Source organism: Flavobacterium sp. LC2016-01, from assembly GCF_009711135.1.
GTDB lineage: Bacteria > Bacteroidota > Bacteroidia > Flavobacteriales > Flavobacteriaceae > Flavobacterium.
Genome location: NZ_WMIC01000005.1, coordinates 391,347 through 405,502 on the forward strand (window position 1 = coordinate 391,347; position 14,156 = coordinate 405,502).

At 33.5% G+C, this 14,156-nt stretch carries 17 protein-coding genes and 4 tRNA genes; 20 read left to right on the top strand and 1 reads right to left on the bottom strand.

Features of this window, described 5'->3' with window-relative positions; all coding sequences use genetic code 11:
* The first annotated feature begins 15 nt into the window (after window positions 1-15).
* From GKZ88_RS12870 to GKZ88_RS12885, 4 genes are all read left to right on the top strand, one after another.
* Complete coding sequence (locus GKZ88_RS12870) at window positions 16-1,377, top strand: pyridoxal-phosphate dependent enzyme (protein ID WP_155102773.1); 1,362 nt, start codon at window positions 16-18, stop codon at window positions 1,375-1,377.
* A gap of 84 nt (window positions 1,378-1,461) precedes the next feature.
* Entirely contained in the window at window positions 1,462-1,944 is a 483-nt protein-coding gene (locus GKZ88_RS12875; RefSeq protein ID WP_155102774.1) for a 3'-5' exonuclease, read from the top strand.
* Window positions 1,945-2,018: 74 nt separating this feature from the next.
* Window positions 2,019-3,290 (top strand): DUF2851 family protein, encoded by a 1,272-nt coding sequence (locus GKZ88_RS12880; RefSeq protein ID WP_155102775.1) that lies wholly within the window; start codon window positions 2,019-2,021, stop codon window positions 3,288-3,290.
* A gap of 93 nt (window positions 3,291-3,383) precedes the next feature.
* Window positions 3,384-3,611, top strand: a complete 228-nt coding sequence (locus GKZ88_RS12885) for a PspC family transcriptional regulator (protein WP_007810860.1) — start codon at window positions 3,384-3,386, stop codon at window positions 3,609-3,611.
* A gap of 51 nt (window positions 3,612-3,662) precedes the next feature.
* Here GKZ88_RS12885 and GKZ88_RS12890 read toward each other — a convergent pair whose 3' ends face one another.
* Complete coding sequence (locus tag GKZ88_RS12890; RefSeq protein ID WP_155102776.1) at window positions 3,663-5,132, bottom strand: amino acid permease; 1,470 nt, start codon at window positions 5,130-5,132, stop codon at window positions 3,663-3,665.
* 259 nt (window positions 5,133-5,391) lie between these two features.
* Here GKZ88_RS12890 and GKZ88_RS12895 point away from each other — a divergent pair, with 259 nt between their 5' ends.
* From GKZ88_RS12895 to rplL, 16 genes are all read left to right on the top strand, one after another.
* Window positions 5,392-6,282, top strand: coding sequence for a helix-hairpin-helix domain-containing protein (locus GKZ88_RS12895; RefSeq protein WP_155102777.1), 891 nt, complete (start codon window positions 5,392-5,394; stop codon window positions 6,280-6,282).
* Window positions 6,283-6,293: 11 nt separating this feature from the next.
* On the top strand, window positions 6,294-7,436 hold the full coding sequence (locus tag GKZ88_RS12900; protein WP_155102778.1) for an acyl-CoA dehydrogenase family protein: 1,143 nt from the start codon (window positions 6,294-6,296) through the stop codon (window positions 7,434-7,436).
* A 136-nt stretch (window positions 7,437-7,572) separates the two neighbouring features.
* Window positions 7,573-7,767, top strand: coding sequence for a 30S ribosomal protein S21 (gene rpsU, locus GKZ88_RS12905; RefSeq protein ID WP_115889621.1), 195 nt, complete (start codon window positions 7,573-7,575; stop codon window positions 7,765-7,767).
* Window positions 7,768-7,887: 120 nt separating this feature from the next.
* A complete protein-coding gene (locus tag GKZ88_RS12910; protein ID WP_155102779.1) occupies window positions 7,888-8,781 on the top strand; it encodes a tyrosine-type recombinase/integrase in 894 nt (297 codons plus the stop codon).
* A gap of 35 nt (window positions 8,782-8,816) precedes the next feature.
* Window positions 8,817-9,119: a ribosome-associated translation inhibitor RaiA gene (raiA, locus tag GKZ88_RS12915; protein ID WP_035652108.1), complete on the top strand. Its 303-nt coding sequence runs from the start codon at window positions 8,817-8,819 to the stop codon at window positions 9,117-9,119.
* A gap of 90 nt (window positions 9,120-9,209) precedes the next feature.
* Window positions 9,210-9,283 (top strand) — tRNA-Thr (locus tag GKZ88_RS12920).
* Window positions 9,284-9,337: 54 nt separating this feature from the next.
* Window positions 9,338-9,418: transfer RNA gene (locus GKZ88_RS12925), tRNA-Tyr, on the top strand.
* An 87-nt stretch (window positions 9,419-9,505) separates the two neighbouring features.
* A tRNA-Thr gene (locus tag GKZ88_RS12930) sits at window positions 9,506-9,577 on the top strand.
* A gap of 55 nt (window positions 9,578-9,632) precedes the next feature.
* On the top strand, window positions 9,633-10,820 hold the full coding sequence (gene tuf, locus GKZ88_RS12935; RefSeq protein WP_031456758.1) for an elongation factor Tu: 1,188 nt from the start codon (window positions 9,633-9,635) through the stop codon (window positions 10,818-10,820).
* Window positions 10,821-10,879: 59 nt separating this feature from the next.
* Window positions 10,880-10,950, top strand: a tRNA-Trp gene (locus tag GKZ88_RS12940).
* Window positions 10,951-10,968: 18 nt separating this feature from the next.
* Window positions 10,969-11,166, top strand: a complete 198-nt coding sequence (gene secE / locus GKZ88_RS12945) for a preprotein translocase subunit SecE (protein ID WP_008466927.1) — start codon at window positions 10,969-10,971, stop codon at window positions 11,164-11,166.
* A 10-nt stretch (window positions 11,167-11,176) separates the two neighbouring features.
* Complete coding sequence (gene nusG / locus GKZ88_RS12950) at window positions 11,177-11,728, top strand: transcription termination/antitermination protein NusG (protein ID WP_029273444.1); 552 nt, start codon at window positions 11,177-11,179, stop codon at window positions 11,726-11,728.
* 68 nt (window positions 11,729-11,796) lie between these two features.
* Window positions 11,797-12,234 carry a 50S ribosomal protein L11 gene (gene rplK, locus GKZ88_RS12955; protein WP_026713295.1) on the top strand — a complete coding sequence of 146 codons (438 nt, stop codon included), beginning with the start codon at window positions 11,797-11,799 and terminating at the stop codon, window positions 12,232-12,234.
* A gap of 13 nt (window positions 12,235-12,247) precedes the next feature.
* Window positions 12,248-12,937 carry a 50S ribosomal protein L1 gene (gene rplA, locus GKZ88_RS12960; RefSeq protein ID WP_035619180.1) on the top strand — a complete coding sequence of 230 codons (690 nt, stop codon included), beginning with the start codon at window positions 12,248-12,250 and terminating at the stop codon, window positions 12,935-12,937.
* A gap of 22 nt (window positions 12,938-12,959) precedes the next feature.
* Window positions 12,960-13,460: a 50S ribosomal protein L10 gene (gene rplJ, locus GKZ88_RS12965; protein ID WP_155102780.1), complete on the top strand. Its 501-nt coding sequence runs from the start codon at window positions 12,960-12,962 to the stop codon at window positions 13,458-13,460.
* 88 nt (window positions 13,461-13,548) lie between these two features.
* Window positions 13,549-13,920 (top strand): 50S ribosomal protein L7/L12, encoded by a 372-nt coding sequence (gene rplL, locus GKZ88_RS12970; protein WP_007807437.1) that lies wholly within the window; start codon window positions 13,549-13,551, stop codon window positions 13,918-13,920.
* Window positions 13,921-14,156: the final 236 nt, after the last annotated feature.

Here is a 14,156-nt window from a genome sequence, read left to right on the forward strand (position 1 = left end):
TTAAATTAATACAAAATGGACTTTTCAAATAATATTTTAGAAACAATTGGTAATACACCATTGGTAAAACTCAACAAAATTGTTGCTGAAATTGATGCGCTAGTATTGGCAAAAGTCGAAACTTTTAATCCAGGGAATTCTGTTAAAGACAGAATGGCTGTAAAAATGATTGAAGACGCTGAAGCTGACGGCAGATTAAAACCTGGTGGAACTATTATTGAAGGAACTTCAGGAAATACCGGAATGGGACTGGCACTTGTTGCTATCGTAAAAGGTTATAAACTGATTTGTGTAATATCAGACAAGCAGTCTAAAGAAAAAATGGATATACTTCGTGCCGTTGGTGCAAAAGTAGTGGTTTGTCCTACTGATGTTGAACCTACAGATCCTCGTTCGTATTACTCAGTTTCAAAGCGTTTAGCTGATGAAACCCCAAATTCTTGGTACGTAAATCAGTATGATAATATGTCAAATTCTTTGGCACATTACGAACAGACTGGGCCAGAAATCTGGAAACAGACTGAAGGCAAAATCACACATTTTGTTGTTGGTGTTGGAACTGGAGGAACAATTTCTGGAGTTGGAAAATACTTAAAAGAGAAAAACCCGAATATTAAAATCTGGGGAATTGATACATATGGATCTGTTTTTAAGAAATATCATGAAACGGGAATTTTTGATGAAAACGAAATCTATTCTTATATCACAGAAGGAATTGGAGAAGATATTTTGCCAAAAAATGTTGACTTTTCTTTAATTGACGGCTTTACAAAAGTTACAGATAAAGACGCTGCTGTTTACACCCGAAAAATTGCACTTGAAGAAGGAATTTTTGTTGGGAATTCGGCTGGAGCTTGTATTAAAGGTCTTCTGCAGTTAAAAGAACATTTTAAGCCAGATGATGTTGTAGTTGTTCTATTTCACGATTCTGGAAGCCGTTATGTTGGAAAAATGTTTAACGATGATTGGATGCGTGAACGTGGATTTTTAGAAGAAAATGTTACAAAAGCCGAAGATGTTATCAAAGATCATATTGACAAAGAATTGATTGTTGTTCGTACCGAAGAATTGGTTTCGCACGCAATTGAGCGTATGCGTAAGTATAAAATTTCTCAAATTCCGGTAGTCGATATAAACGGTTTTGTTGGATCTGTTGATGAAACAGATTTATTCAGAAGTTATGTTGCGGATAAAAATGTTGCTGAGAAACCAATTAAAGAAGTAATGGGCAAACCATTCCCTATTGTTAAATTAGGAACTCCGATTGAAGAAGTGTCGAAACTTTTTACAAAAGAAAATGATGCCGTTTTAGTTGAATTAGGAAACGGTGCTCATCATATTATCACAAAATATGATATCATTGGCTCAATAAAATAAAACGCATAAAATAAAAATTATCCATAAATCTGATTGTTAAGCGACAAGATGATTTATGGATTTTCTTTTTTAAAATTTATAAAAATGAATTTTACCGCAATAGATTTTGAAACTGCAACAGGGCATCATCCGTGTTCGGTTGGGATTGTTACTGTTCAGAATGGTGTAATAGTCGATGAATTTGTTACTTTAATTAAACCTCCAAATAATATTTATAATCCGTTTACAATTCAGGTACATGGCATTTATCCTCGTGATACTGTCAACGCAAAATCGTTTGTACAAGTTTATCCTGAAATTGAAAAAAGATTAAAGAATAGGGTTGTTGTTGCGCATAATGAAAGTTTTGACCGAAATGTTTTGGTTAAATCAATGTTGGCTAATAACTTGAATTATGAAGATTTGAATATCGCTTCAAAATGGGAATGTACAGTCAAAATTTACAAAGCAAAAGGTATTAAGCCTACAAAATTAAGTGATTGCTGTCGCGAAATGAATATTAAGCTAAACCATCACGAAGCATTGTCAGATGCTCGAGCCTGTGCTAAATTGTATATGATGCGTTAAAGTAATTATTTTGTAGGAATAATTTTAATATTTTGTGTATTTTTAAGTTTTGTAATTTGTTATAAAACTTAAAAATGAAAGAAGATTTTCTTCATTATCTCTGGAAATTCAAGAAGTTTGATACCTTGAATTTGGAAACCGCTCAAAAAGAACAAATTGTCATTTATAAAACAGGTGATTATTTAGAGCTTTCAGGCCCGGATTTTTTTAATGCTCAAATTAAAATTGGAGAGCAAAAATGGGCAGGCAATGTCGAAATTCATTTAAAATCTTCAGATTGGTACCTGCATCATCACGAAAAAGACATTGCTTATGAAAATGTAATCCTGCATGTTGTGTGGGAACATGATGCCGAAATATTCAGAGAAAATAATTCTGAAATTCCGGTTTTAGTCTTAAAAGATTATGTTTCGAAAGAAATAATAGCAAACTATAATGCGCTGGTAGCGGTCAAAACATGGATTTCTTGTGAGAAACAGCTTAAGGAAATTGATGATTTTGTTTTGAGAAATTGGCAGGAGCGATTGTTTTTTGAAAAATTAGAACGCAAATCACAGTTTATTTATCAATTGCTAGAGGAGACAAATCAGGATTGGGAAGCTGTTTTATTCTGTATTCTGGCTAAAAATTTTGGGCTAAATACAAATGGGAATTCTTTTCTGCAAATGGCAAAATCAATACCTTTTTCTGTTTTTAGAAAAGAAAGTTTTGAAGTAGAAAATCTAGAAGCGCTCTTTTTTGGGACATGTGGTCTGCTGGATGTAGAGAAAGAAGATGTATATTTTAAAGATTTGAAATTCCGTTATTTTTTCCTGCTTCATAAATATAATTTAGAAAGAACTTATGTCGATCCGGTTCAGTTTTTTAAGCATCGGCCAGATAATTTTCCTACTATTAGGCTCTCTCAATTAGCAAATTTATATCATAAATATCAAAACTTATTTTCGAAAGTTATAGAGCTAAAATCAGCAGAAAGTGTATATAATTTACTTTCTGTTTCATCAAGTTTTTATTGGCAGAATCATTATCAGTTTGATAAAGAAAGTCCGAAAAAAGCAAAAAGACTTTCAAATTCATTTTTAGATTTGCTGATTATAAATACAATAATTCCGCTTCAATTTGCCTATTCCAATATAATGGGTGAGACAATCGCTGAAAATTTAATTGATTTTATGATTGGTGTTTCTTCAGAGAAAAATTCCATTATTGAAAAATTTGCTTCTTTTGGGATAAAATCAAAAAATGCATTTGAAAGTCAAACTTTATTAGAACTTAAAAATGAATATTGTGATCATAAAGCTTGCTTGAAATGTGCAATAGGAATGGAATTACTCAAAAGTAATTAGTGAATTAGAAAATGTGATAATGAGATAATTTGTATTTTTGTCATTCTTCGCGAAGTCGAAGGAAATCTAAAATCTTAAAAACAAAATAAAAAAATGTCAGCAATTTTAAAACTTAAATTTTTCTTTGAAAAATACGGCTTTCACGTTTCATCACGTCTTGCAGACAAATTAGGAATGCGTGTAACAAGTGTGCGATTATTTTTTATTTATATATCGTTTGTTACAGCAGGTTTAGGCTTTGGAGTTTATTTGACTCTGGCATTTTGGATCAGATTAAAAGATTTAATCAGGGCAAAACGAACTTCTGTTTTTGATCTATAAAAAAAGCTCCAAATACTATTTGGAGCTTTTTTTAAGAAACGAAATTGATATTTATTCAATTTCTGTATTGTTGTTAAGTCTAGATCTTTTTTTGCTATATCCAAAATAAACTAAAATACCAATTGCTAACCATCCTAATGAAAGTAATTGAGCATCTAAACTCAAATTAATCATTAAATAAGTGTTAATTGAAATTCCGCAAATAGCGATTATTGGAAGTGCAGGAACTTTAAAAGTTCTTGTTAATTGAGGTTGTTTTACTCTTAAAATCCAAACTGCAATACAAACCATTGTAAAGGCAAATAAAGTTCCAAAACTAGTCATGTCTGCTAATTTGTTGATTGGAGTAAAAGCAGCAACAGTTGCAATAATACCTCCTAAAATAATTAAATTAGTTTTTGGAGTTCCAGAAATCGGGTTAACTTTAGAGAAAACAGAAGGAATTAATCCGTCTTTAGACATACCCAAGAAAATTCTTGATTGTCCCATAATCATTACCATTAATACTGAAATTAAACCAATAGTAGCAGCAACGGTGATTATAAAACCAGCCCAGCCTTGTCCAGCAATATCAAATGCGTATGCAACAGGCGCTTTTATTGCTTCAGGATATTTTCCTAGTGGATTAAAATCTTGATAGTTCATCATACCTGTTAATACTAGAGAAACAAGGATGTATAAAGTAGTACATATTAATAAAGAAGCAATAATTGCAAAAGGAACATCTTTTTTAGGATTGATAGCTTCTCCTGCTTGAGTAGAAACAGCATCAAAACCTACATAGGCAAAGAAAATCGCAGCAGCTCCAGATACAATTCCTCCAATTCCATAAGCATTATGCGTTGTTTCTTTTTCAACGATTTGAGTAGCTTCTGGAATAAATGGATGCCAGTTTGCTGTATTAATGAAGAAAAGACCAGCTATAATTACGAAGATTACGGCAGAAACTTTTAGAATTACAATAGCATTATTTGCTTTAGCAGCACTTTTTGTACCTTTAATAAGTAATGAAATAACCAATAGCACAATTAAAAAAGCAGGCAAATTCATCGAAAAACCTTCTCCAGTATAACTTGCAGGATCTGTTGTAAGCCATTCAGGGAGTTTGATGTGAAACATTTTAAGTAATTTATTAAAATATCCGGACCAGGATACTGCGACGGTCATTGATCCCATTGCATATTCTAGGACAAGTCCCCAGCCAATTATCCAAGCAAAAATCTCTCCAATTGTCCCGTATGCATAGGCATAAGCTGAACCTTCAACTGGTAAAATTGATGCAAACTCAGAATAACAAAGAGCAGCAAAAACACAGGCAATACCTGCAATAATAAATGAAATAGCTAAGGCCGGACCTGCATGATAATAAGCTCCAGTACCAGTAAGAACAAAAATTCCTCCTCCGATAATAGCACCAACTCCAATGGCAGTAAGGCTCCATTTTCCAAGAACTCTTTTTAAATCACTTTTTTTCATATCGGCTTCAAAAGCAGATATAGGTTTGACTCTCCAAATTGACATATAATTATATTGGTTTATTGTTATTAAGCTCCAAATGTATTGTTTTTTGTAAAAAATAAAAACAATTAAAGAGTTTTAAGTTATAAAATGTTTAAAATATTCACAAATGTGAGATAAAACACGCTTTGAGTCCTTGAATTTCTCAATTTAATTCACTTTTATTTTTGGTTAATATAATTTCGCTCTAAAAATAAATTTAGTAAATTTCTTACTAAATTAATACTTTTGAAATCACAATAATTATAAAGAATGATAGCAAATGAAAAGTTACAGACCGTTTAAATCATATTTTCAATTTACGCAACAGCAGCGTACAGGCATAATTGGGCTTTTTATTATTATAATTGTATTGGAGGTTCTGTATTTCGTGATAGATTTTAATTTGGCTGATAAATCTTTTCCTGAGAGTGAAAAATGGATGGCATTACAGTCTCAAGTCGATTCTCTTAAGCAGATAAAAAATGATAAGAAACCAATGCAGTATTCTTTTAATCCAAACTTCATTTCAGATTATAAAGGTTATAAGCTAGGAATGTCAGTTTTGGAAATAGACAGATTGCTTGCCTTCCGTAAAGAAAACAAGTATGTAAACTCAGCTGAAGAGTTTCAGGAAGTAACAAAAATATCAGATTCTTTGTTAAAAGAAATTTCTCCGTTATTTAAATTTCCTGATTGGACTCGGAACAAATCAAGTTTTAAAATTGAGAAAAAAGAGTACGTTCATAAAGAAGATATTAAAAAAGAAAAGATCATTATAAAGGATATTAATCAGGCATCTCAGGAAGATTTAATTAAGATTTACGGTATAGGGGAGGCGCTTTCATTGCGAATTTTAAAGCAAAAAGAAATATTAGGAAGTTTTGTTTCCATGGATCAAATGAATGAAATATGGGGATTGTCTCCTGAAGTTATAGCCGAATTAAATTCGCATTTTAAAATTACGATCCCTAAAGATTTAAAAAAGATTGCAATAAATGACGCGTCATTAAAAGAGCTTTCTCAGTTTCCATATTTTAAATATGCATTATCAAAAGAAATTATAACGTATAGGAGCATGAATGGAAATTTCAATAATATTGAGGATTTGATAAAAATTAAAGGTTTTCCTGTTGAAAAAGCAAAAATAATTAGTTTATATTTGGAGTTCTAAAAAAAGCCAACATGAATTTTGATTATAACGAAACGCAGTCTATGATTGCTCAGTCTATTAAAGAATTTGCAGAAAAAAACATTAGACCTAATATTATGGAGTGGGATGAAGCTCAAATCTTTCCTGTTTCACTCTTTAAAAAATTAGGAGAAATGGGTTTTATGGGAGTTTTAGTGCCAGAAGAATTTGGAGGATCGGGATTAGGGTATCATGAATATATTACAGTAATTGAAGAAATCTCAAAAGTAGATCCATCTATAGGATTATCTGTTGCGGCTCATAATTCATTATGTACGAACCATATTTTGACTTTTGGGAATGAAGAACAAAAGAAAAAATACTTGCCAAAACTGGCAACAGCAGAATATATTGGAGCATGGGGATTAACGGAACATAATACGGGGTCTGATGCAGGAGGAATGAATACCACTGCGGTTAAAGATGGTGATTTTTGGATTATCAATGGTGCAAAAAATTTTATTACACATGCTATATCTGGTGATGTTGCTGTTGTAATAGTACGAACAGGCGAAAAAGGAGATTCTAAAGGAATGACTGCTTTTGTGTTAGAAAAAGGTATGACTGGTTTTTCTTCGGGTAAAAAAGAGAACAAATTAGGAATGCGTGCAAGTGAAACAGCCGAGTTGGTTTTTGATAATTGCCGAGTGCCAGACGCGAACAGATTAGGTGAAATAGGTCAAGGATTTGTTCAGGCCATGAAAATTTTAGATGGCGGCAGAATTTCTATTGGAGCTTTATCATTAGGAATCGCAAAAGGAGCTTATGAGGCAGCATTAAAATATTCGAAGGAAAGACATCAGTTTGGTCAACCAATTAGCAGCTTTCAAGGTATTTCATTTAAATTAGCTGATATGGCAACCGAAATTGAAGCTTCGGAATTGTTGCTTCACAAGGCAGCATATTTGAAACAACATCACAAGCCAGTCACAACATTAGGAGCAATGGCAAAAATGTATGCATCTGAAGCTTGTGTGAAAATTGCCAATGAAGCAGTTCAAATACATGGAGGTTATGGTTATACCAAAGATTTTCCGGTAGAGAAATTTTATAGAGATTCTAAATTATGTACTATAGGCGAGGGAACAACTGAAATTCAAAAATTAGTTATCTCTAGAAATCTGCTTAAAGAATAAAGAATAAAGAATAATTGATCTATTCTCTTTATTCTATATTCTCTTTTCTTTTTTTTAAAATAATTCACAATTTATAATTGATAATCCATAATTAATTCTTACGTTTGCAGCCTTAACGAGAGGAGGTGTCTATATTATGTTAATTATACCAATTAAAGACGGAGAAAATATCGATAGAGCATTAAAGCGCTATAAAAGAAAATTTGATAAAACAGGAACTGTTCGTCAATTAAGAGCACGTACTGCTTTTATTAAGCCTTCTGTTATCAAAAGAGCTCAAATTCAAAAAGCGGCTTACATTCAAGGCTTGAGAGATAGTTTAGAAAGTTAGTATTAGCTTTTTCAAAAATAATTACCGTTAGTAATCGAAAAATTTGATTGCTAACGGTTTTTTTTATGCTTAATTTTGAAACAGCTGTATTTGTGTTTTAAAAATAAATAATTGGTTTTGATGAAATCAAATAAAGATGCTTTTCGTGATTATCTTGAACTAGAGAAAAAATATTCTGCTCATACGGTTAATGCGTATTTGAGTGATATTTCTTTTTTTGAGATATTTAATAAGATCCACTTTGAACAGGAAACAATTGATGGTGTCAATTATAGTCAAATTAGAAGTTGGATTGTTTCTTTGGTTGATGAAGATGTTTCTAATGTTTCGGTTAATAGAAAGATGGCTTCTTTGAAGGCGTTTTATAAATTCCTTCTAAAAACAAAACAAATTGAAGTAAATCCTATGTTGAAACATAAAGCTTTGAAAACCCCAAAAATTGTTCAGATTCCTTTTTCGGAAAAAGAACTTGGTGATTTGATGCAGGGAATTGATTCTCCAACGGGTTTTGAGGAAGTGAGGGATAAGTTGATTGTTGATTTGTTTTATACTACTGGAATGCGTAGGGCGGAGCTGATAAATTTGATGCTTTATAATGTTGATTTAGGATCAAATGTGGTAAAGGTTTTGGGGAAGCGAAATAAAGAAAGGATTATTCCGATATTGCCTGTTGTTGTTGATGGGTTGAAGGTGTATTTAAAAGAGCGTGCCTCTATTGAAAATATTCCAGATAATGATTATTTTTTTATTTCAAAAAAAGGATTAAAATTGAGTGAATCTTTTGTGTATCGATTAATAAATTCTTACTTTAGTAGGGTCTCTGAAAAGGTGAAAAAAAGTCCGCATGTGCTTCGGCATACTTTTGCAACTCACTTGTTAAATAATGGAGCAGATTTAAATTCAGTTAAGGAATTGTTAGGGCATTCGAGTTTGGCATCAACTCAGGTATATACTCATAATAGTTTGGCGGAACTCAAAAAGACATACAATGATGCGCATCCTCGAAATAAATAATGATTTCTGAAATGTTTAACCCTAAAATTAGTATTATGAAGGTAGATGTTCATGCAGTTAACTTTACTGTTGACAGAAAATTGGTGGATTTTATTCAGGAGAGAATGGATAAGTTAGAAAAATATTACGACCGAGTAGTGTCGTCAGACGTTTTTTTAAAAGTGGAGAGAACAAGTGATAAGGAGAATAAGGCAGTAGAGATAAAGATTAATGTTCCCGGGGATGATTTTTTGGTAAAAAAGCAGTGTAAGACATTTGAAGAAGCGGTTGAGCTTTCGGCAGAATCGCTAGAACGTTTACTGGTAAAAAGGAAAGAAAAAATAAGAGCACACATATAATTGAAATTTTTTTTAAAAAATGTTTTGATTCAAAGATAAAATAGCTACATTTGCAGTCCGTTAGAAATAGCGGACTTTTTTAATGTAATTGCCAGCGTAGCTCAGTTGGCTAGAGCAGCTGATTTGTAATCAGCAGGTCGTGGGTTCGAGTCCCTCCGCCGGCTCTAAATATTTCAAATGAGATTTGAAATTGTTCATGCAATTATTGATAAAAAGAAGGGGAGATACTCAAGCGGCCAACGAGGGCAGACTGTAAATCTGCTGTGTGAACTTCGCAGGTTCGAATCCTGCTCTCCCCACAAAAAATGAAGTCTAGGTTTTGGGTTACGATTTTTGGTTTTTTTAAATCTGAAATCTGAATTCAAAATCTAAAATCAGAACTCTCTGCCGGTGTAGCTCAGGGGTAGAGTGCTTCCTTGGTAAGGAAGAGGTCTCGGGTTCAAATCCCGACATTGGCTCAAGTAAGTAGGAAATTGAAAATTAATATATAACTAAGATTAAAAATTAAGTAAAATGGCAAAGGAGAATTTTAATCGTTCCAAACCGCACTTAAACATAGGTACAATTGGACACGTGGATCACGGAAAAACTACATTAACTGCTGCAATTACAAAAGTATTGTCAGATGCTGGTTACTGTCAAGCAAAATCGTTTGATCAAATCGATAACGCTCCAGAGGAGAAAGAAAGAGGTATTACTATTAATACATCGCACGTAGAGTACGAAACAGCTAACCGTCACTACGCTCACGTTGACTGTCCAGGTCACGCGGATTACGTAAAAAACATGGTTACTGGTGCTGCTCAAATGGACGGTGCTATCTTAGTAGTTGCTGCTACAGATGGTCCAATGCCACAAACTCGTGAGCACATCCTTTTAGGTCGTCAGGTTGGTATTCCAAGAATCGTTGTTTTCATGAACAAAGTGGATATGGTTGATGATGCTGAGTTGTTAGAGCTTGTTGAAATGGAAATTAGAGATTTGTTATCTTTCTACGAATATGATGGAGATAATGGTCCTGTAGTTCAAGGTTCTGCTTTAGGAGGATTGAATAATGATCCTGCTTGGGTACCAAAAATCATTGAATTAATGGAAGCTGTTGATGCTTGGATCGAAGAGCCAGTGCGTGACGTTGCTAAACCATTCTTGATGCCGGTTGAAGACGTATTTACAATTACTGGTCGTGGAACTGTTGCTACAGGTCGTATCGAAACAGGTATTGCTAATACAGGAGATCCAGTTGAAATCATTGGTATGGGAGCTGATAAATTAACTTCTACTATTACAGGAGTTGAGATGTTCCGTAAAATCCTTGATAGAGGTGAAGCTGGAGATAACGTAGGTTTATTGTTAAGAGGTATTGATAAAGAATCTATCAAAAGAGGAATGGTTATCATTAAGCCAGGATCAGTAAAACCACACGCTACTTTCAAAGCTGAGGTTTATATCTTGAAAAAAGAAGAAGGTGGACGTCATACACCATTCCATAATAACTACCGTCCACAGTTCTACGTACGTACAACTGACGTAACAGGAGTTATTACTTTACCAGAAGGAGTAGAGATGGTAATGCCAGGAGATAACTTGACTATCAATGTTGCTTTGTTAAGCCCAATCGCAATGAGCGTAGGTTTACGTTTTGCTATCCGTGAAGGTGGTAGAACTGTAGGTGCAGGTCAGGTGACTGAAATCGTAGGTTAATCCTATAAAACTATAAAAAGCCAGTTGATTTTCTTAACTGAAATCACTGGCTTTTAATTACGGGCGTAGTTCAAGGGTAGAATAGCGGTCTCCAAAACCGTTGATGGGGGTTCGAATCCCTCCGCCCGTGCAATATAAAATATATCAAATGACAAAAGTTACTAATTATTTATCAGAGGCTTTCGAGGAGTTAAAGTCAAATGTTACTTGGCCAGCTTGGGCTGAGGTTCAAAAATTGACAATTGTTGTGGCTGTATTTTCGATTCTATTTGCTTTGGCAACTTGGGGAGTAGACGAATTTTTTGCAAAAGCTTTGGCTGGATTTTTTAACTGGTTAAAAGGATAATTTTTTTGTGATGGCAGATAATAATGTGAAAAAATGGTATGTAGTTAGAGCTGTAAGCGGACAAGAGAATAAAGTCAAAGCTTATATCGAAACTGAGATTGCCAGACTAGGTATGGGTGATTATGTTTCCCAAGTTTTAGTGCCTACAGAAAAAGTAGTTACTGTAAAAGAAGGAAAAAAAATGTCTAAGGATAAAGTTTACTTTCCTGGATATGTTATGATCGAAGCCAATTTAGTTGGTGAGATACCTCATATTATTAAGTCTATTACAAGTGTAATTGGATTTTTAGGAGAAATTAAAGGCGGAGAACCTGTTCCTTTAAGACTTTCTGAAGTAAATCGTATGTTAGGTAAGGTAGATGAGTTAGCTGTAAATACAGATACTCGTGCTATTCCTTTCAACTTAGGAGAAACTGTTAAAGTGATCGACGGTCCATTTAACGGATTCAACGGAACGGTTGAAAAAATAAATGAAGAAAAGCGTAAACTTGAAGTAATGGTGAAAATTTTCGGAAGAAAAACGCCATTAGAATTGAGTTTTATGCAAGTTGAAAAAGTATAATTTTTTGTTACATATATAATATCCATCGCAATCGCTTCCAATTGATTGTGGTGTTAAATTTTTTAAAAATGGCTAAAGAAATTAGTAAGGTAGTTAAACTACAAGTTAAGGGAGGTGCTGCGAATCCGTCGCCACCGGTTGGACCTGCTTTAGGAGCTGCTGGGGTAAACATCATGGAGTTCTGTAAGCAATTTAATGCTAGAACTCAAGATAAACCTGGCAAAATTTGTCCAGTGCAAATCACTGTGTACAAAGACAAATCATTTGATTTTGTTGTTAAGACTCCTCCAGCAGCAGTTCAGTTAATGGAAGCTGCAAAGCTAAAATCTGGTTCTGGTGAGCCTAATCGTAAAAAAGTAGCTAGTGTTACTTGGGAACAAATTAGAGCAATTGCTGAAGACAAAATGCCTGACTTAAATGCTTTTACAGTAGAAAAAGCAATGAGTATGGTTGCTGGAACAGCTAGATCTATGGGTATAACTGTATCAGGAGATGCTCCTTTTTAATTAAGAAAAAGACATGGCAAAATTAACAAAAAAGCAAAAAGAGGCTGCTTCAAAAATTGAAAAGAACAAATTATACTCTCTTAAAGATGCTGCGGCATTATTGAAAGTTGTTGCTTCTGCAAAATTTGATGAGTCTGTTGATATCGCAGTTCGTTTGGGTGTAGATCCAAGAAAAGCGAATCAAATGGTAAGAGGTGTGGTTACATTACCTCATGGAACTGGTAAAGATGTTAAAGTATTAGCATTAGTAACTCCAGATAAAGAAGCAGAAGCTAAAGAAGCTGGTGCTGATTATGTAGGTCTTGATGACTATTTACAAAAAATCAAAGATGGTTGGACAGATGTTGATGTTATCATCACTATGCCAGCTGTTATGGGTAAATTAGGTCCATTAGGTCGTATTTTAGGACCTAGAGGTTTAATGCCAAACCCTAAAACAGGTACTGTAACTATGGATGTTGCAAAAGCTGTTCAAGAGGTTAAAGCTGGTAAAATTGACTTTAAAGTTGATAAAACTGGTATCGTTCACGCAGGAATTGGTAAAGTTTCTTTTGGAGCTGAGCAAATTGTTGACAACGCACACGAAATTATTCAAACATTAATAAAACTTAAACCAACTGCTGCTAAAGGTACATACATTAAAGGTATTCACCTTACAAGCACTATGAGTCCTGCTATTGCATTAGACCCAAAAGCAGTATAATTGGTAGTTAAAAATTTTTAGTATGACTAGAGAAGAAAAATCAATCGCGATTGAAAATTTAACTGCGCAGTTAGCTGGTACAAATATCATTTATGTATCTGATATTTCTGGTTTAAACGCAGAAACAACTTCAAACTTACGTAGAGCTTGCTTTAAAGCAGGTATCAAATTAGAGGTTGTAAAGAACACTTTGCTTGCAAAAGCAATGGAAGCTTCTGCTAATGATTATGGTGATTTACCTACAGTTTTAAGTGGTAACAGTGCTATATTTATTTCTGATGTTGCTAACGCACCTGGAAAAATTATCAAAGATTTCCGTAAGAAATCTGATAAACCAGTTTTGAAAGGAGCTTACATCAATTCTGAAGTATACATTGGAGATAACCAATTAGATGCATTAGCAACTATTAAATCTAAAGAGGAACTTATTGGAGAAATTATTGGATTATTACAATCTCCAGCTCAAAGAGTTATCTCTGCTTTGCAAAACCAATTCGCAGGAAGCGAAGAGGCTGAAGCATAATTTCAAAAGCAAGGATTTTTTCCTTGCAGCTTAATTAGCGCACAATAATTAAATTATATTTTTACAAATCATTTTAAACGATAGAAAAATGGCAGATTTGAAACAATTCGCAGAACAATTAGTTAACTTAACAGTTAAAGAAGTTAACGAATTAGCAACAATATTAAAAGACGAGTATGGTATCGAGCCTGCTGCTGCAGCTGTAGTAGTTGCTGCTGGTGGTGGAGAAGGTGCTGCTGAAGAAGCACAAACTGAATTTACAGTTGTATTAAAAGAAGCTGGTGCTTCTAAATTAGCAGTTGTGAAATTAGTAAAAGAACTTACAGGTTTAGGTTTGAAAGAAGCTAAAGATGTAGTTGACGGTGCTCCAAGTAACGTTAAAGAAGGTGTTTCTAAAGAAGAGGCTGAAGGTCTTAAAAAATCATTAGAAGAAGCTGGAGCTGTTGTTGAATTAAAATAATTCAACTCGGTTTTAAGAACTAGGTTTAGGTCCTGAGTTAACACTCAAAGGCCTAAACCATTTTTCGTATAATAAAATATATCAAGTTTTATTATCAAATAGTTTAAAATACGAAAAAGTTTTTGATCAATACGAAGAAAAAAAATTGAACTTACTTTTGGTTTATTTTTAAAGATGTATTGATTATAATAAGAAAGTATAGATTAAACAGTGTGTTTCACACAAAAAAAATTACT

Excerpts from the sequence above, each read along its gene's own strand:
- GKZ88_RS12875 (WP_155102774.1), top strand. The coding sequence starts at position 1,462 with ATGAATTTTACCGCAATAGATTTTGAAACTGCAACAGGGCATCATCCG.
- GKZ88_RS12890 (WP_155102776.1), bottom strand. The coding sequence starts at position 5,132 with ATGTCAATTTGGAGAGTCAAACCTATATCTGCTTTTGAAGCCGATATG.
- GKZ88_RS12870 (WP_155102773.1), top strand. The coding sequence starts at position 16 with ATGGACTTTTCAAATAATATTTTAGAAACAATTGGTAATACACCATTG.
- tuf (WP_031456758.1), top strand. The coding sequence starts at position 9,633 with ATGGCAAAGGAGAATTTTAATCGTTCCAAACCGCACTTAAACATAGGT.
- GKZ88_RS12895 (WP_155102777.1), top strand. The coding sequence starts at position 5,392 with ATGAAAAGTTACAGACCGTTTAAATCATATTTTCAATTTACGCAACAG.
- raiA (WP_035652108.1), top strand. The coding sequence starts at position 8,817 with ATGAAGGTAGATGTTCATGCAGTTAACTTTACTGTTGACAGAAAATTG.
- rplL (WP_007807437.1), top strand. The coding sequence starts at position 13,549 with ATGGCAGATTTGAAACAATTCGCAGAACAATTAGTTAACTTAACAGTT.
- rpsU (WP_115889621.1), top strand. The coding sequence starts at position 7,573 with ATGTTAATTATACCAATTAAAGACGGAGAAAATATCGATAGAGCATTA.
- secE (WP_008466927.1), top strand. The coding sequence starts at position 10,969 with ATGACAAAAGTTACTAATTATTTATCAGAGGCTTTCGAGGAGTTAAAG.
- GKZ88_RS12900 (WP_155102778.1), top strand. The coding sequence starts at position 6,294 with ATGAATTTTGATTATAACGAAACGCAGTCTATGATTGCTCAGTCTATT.
- GKZ88_RS12880 (WP_155102775.1), top strand. The coding sequence starts at position 2,019 with ATGAAAGAAGATTTTCTTCATTATCTCTGGAAATTCAAGAAGTTTGAT.
- GKZ88_RS12885 (WP_007810860.1), top strand. The coding sequence starts at position 3,384 with ATGTCAGCAATTTTAAAACTTAAATTTTTCTTTGAAAAATACGGCTTT.
- nusG (WP_029273444.1), top strand. The coding sequence starts at position 11,177 with ATGGCAGATAATAATGTGAAAAAATGGTATGTAGTTAGAGCTGTAAGC.
- rplA (WP_035619180.1), top strand. The coding sequence starts at position 12,248 with ATGGCAAAATTAACAAAAAAGCAAAAAGAGGCTGCTTCAAAAATTGAA.
- rplK (WP_026713295.1), top strand. The coding sequence starts at position 11,797 with ATGGCTAAAGAAATTAGTAAGGTAGTTAAACTACAAGTTAAGGGAGGT.
- GKZ88_RS12910 (WP_155102779.1), top strand. The coding sequence starts at position 7,888 with ATGAAATCAAATAAAGATGCTTTTCGTGATTATCTTGAACTAGAGAAA.
- rplJ (WP_155102780.1), top strand. The coding sequence starts at position 12,960 with ATGACTAGAGAAGAAAAATCAATCGCGATTGAAAATTTAACTGCGCAG.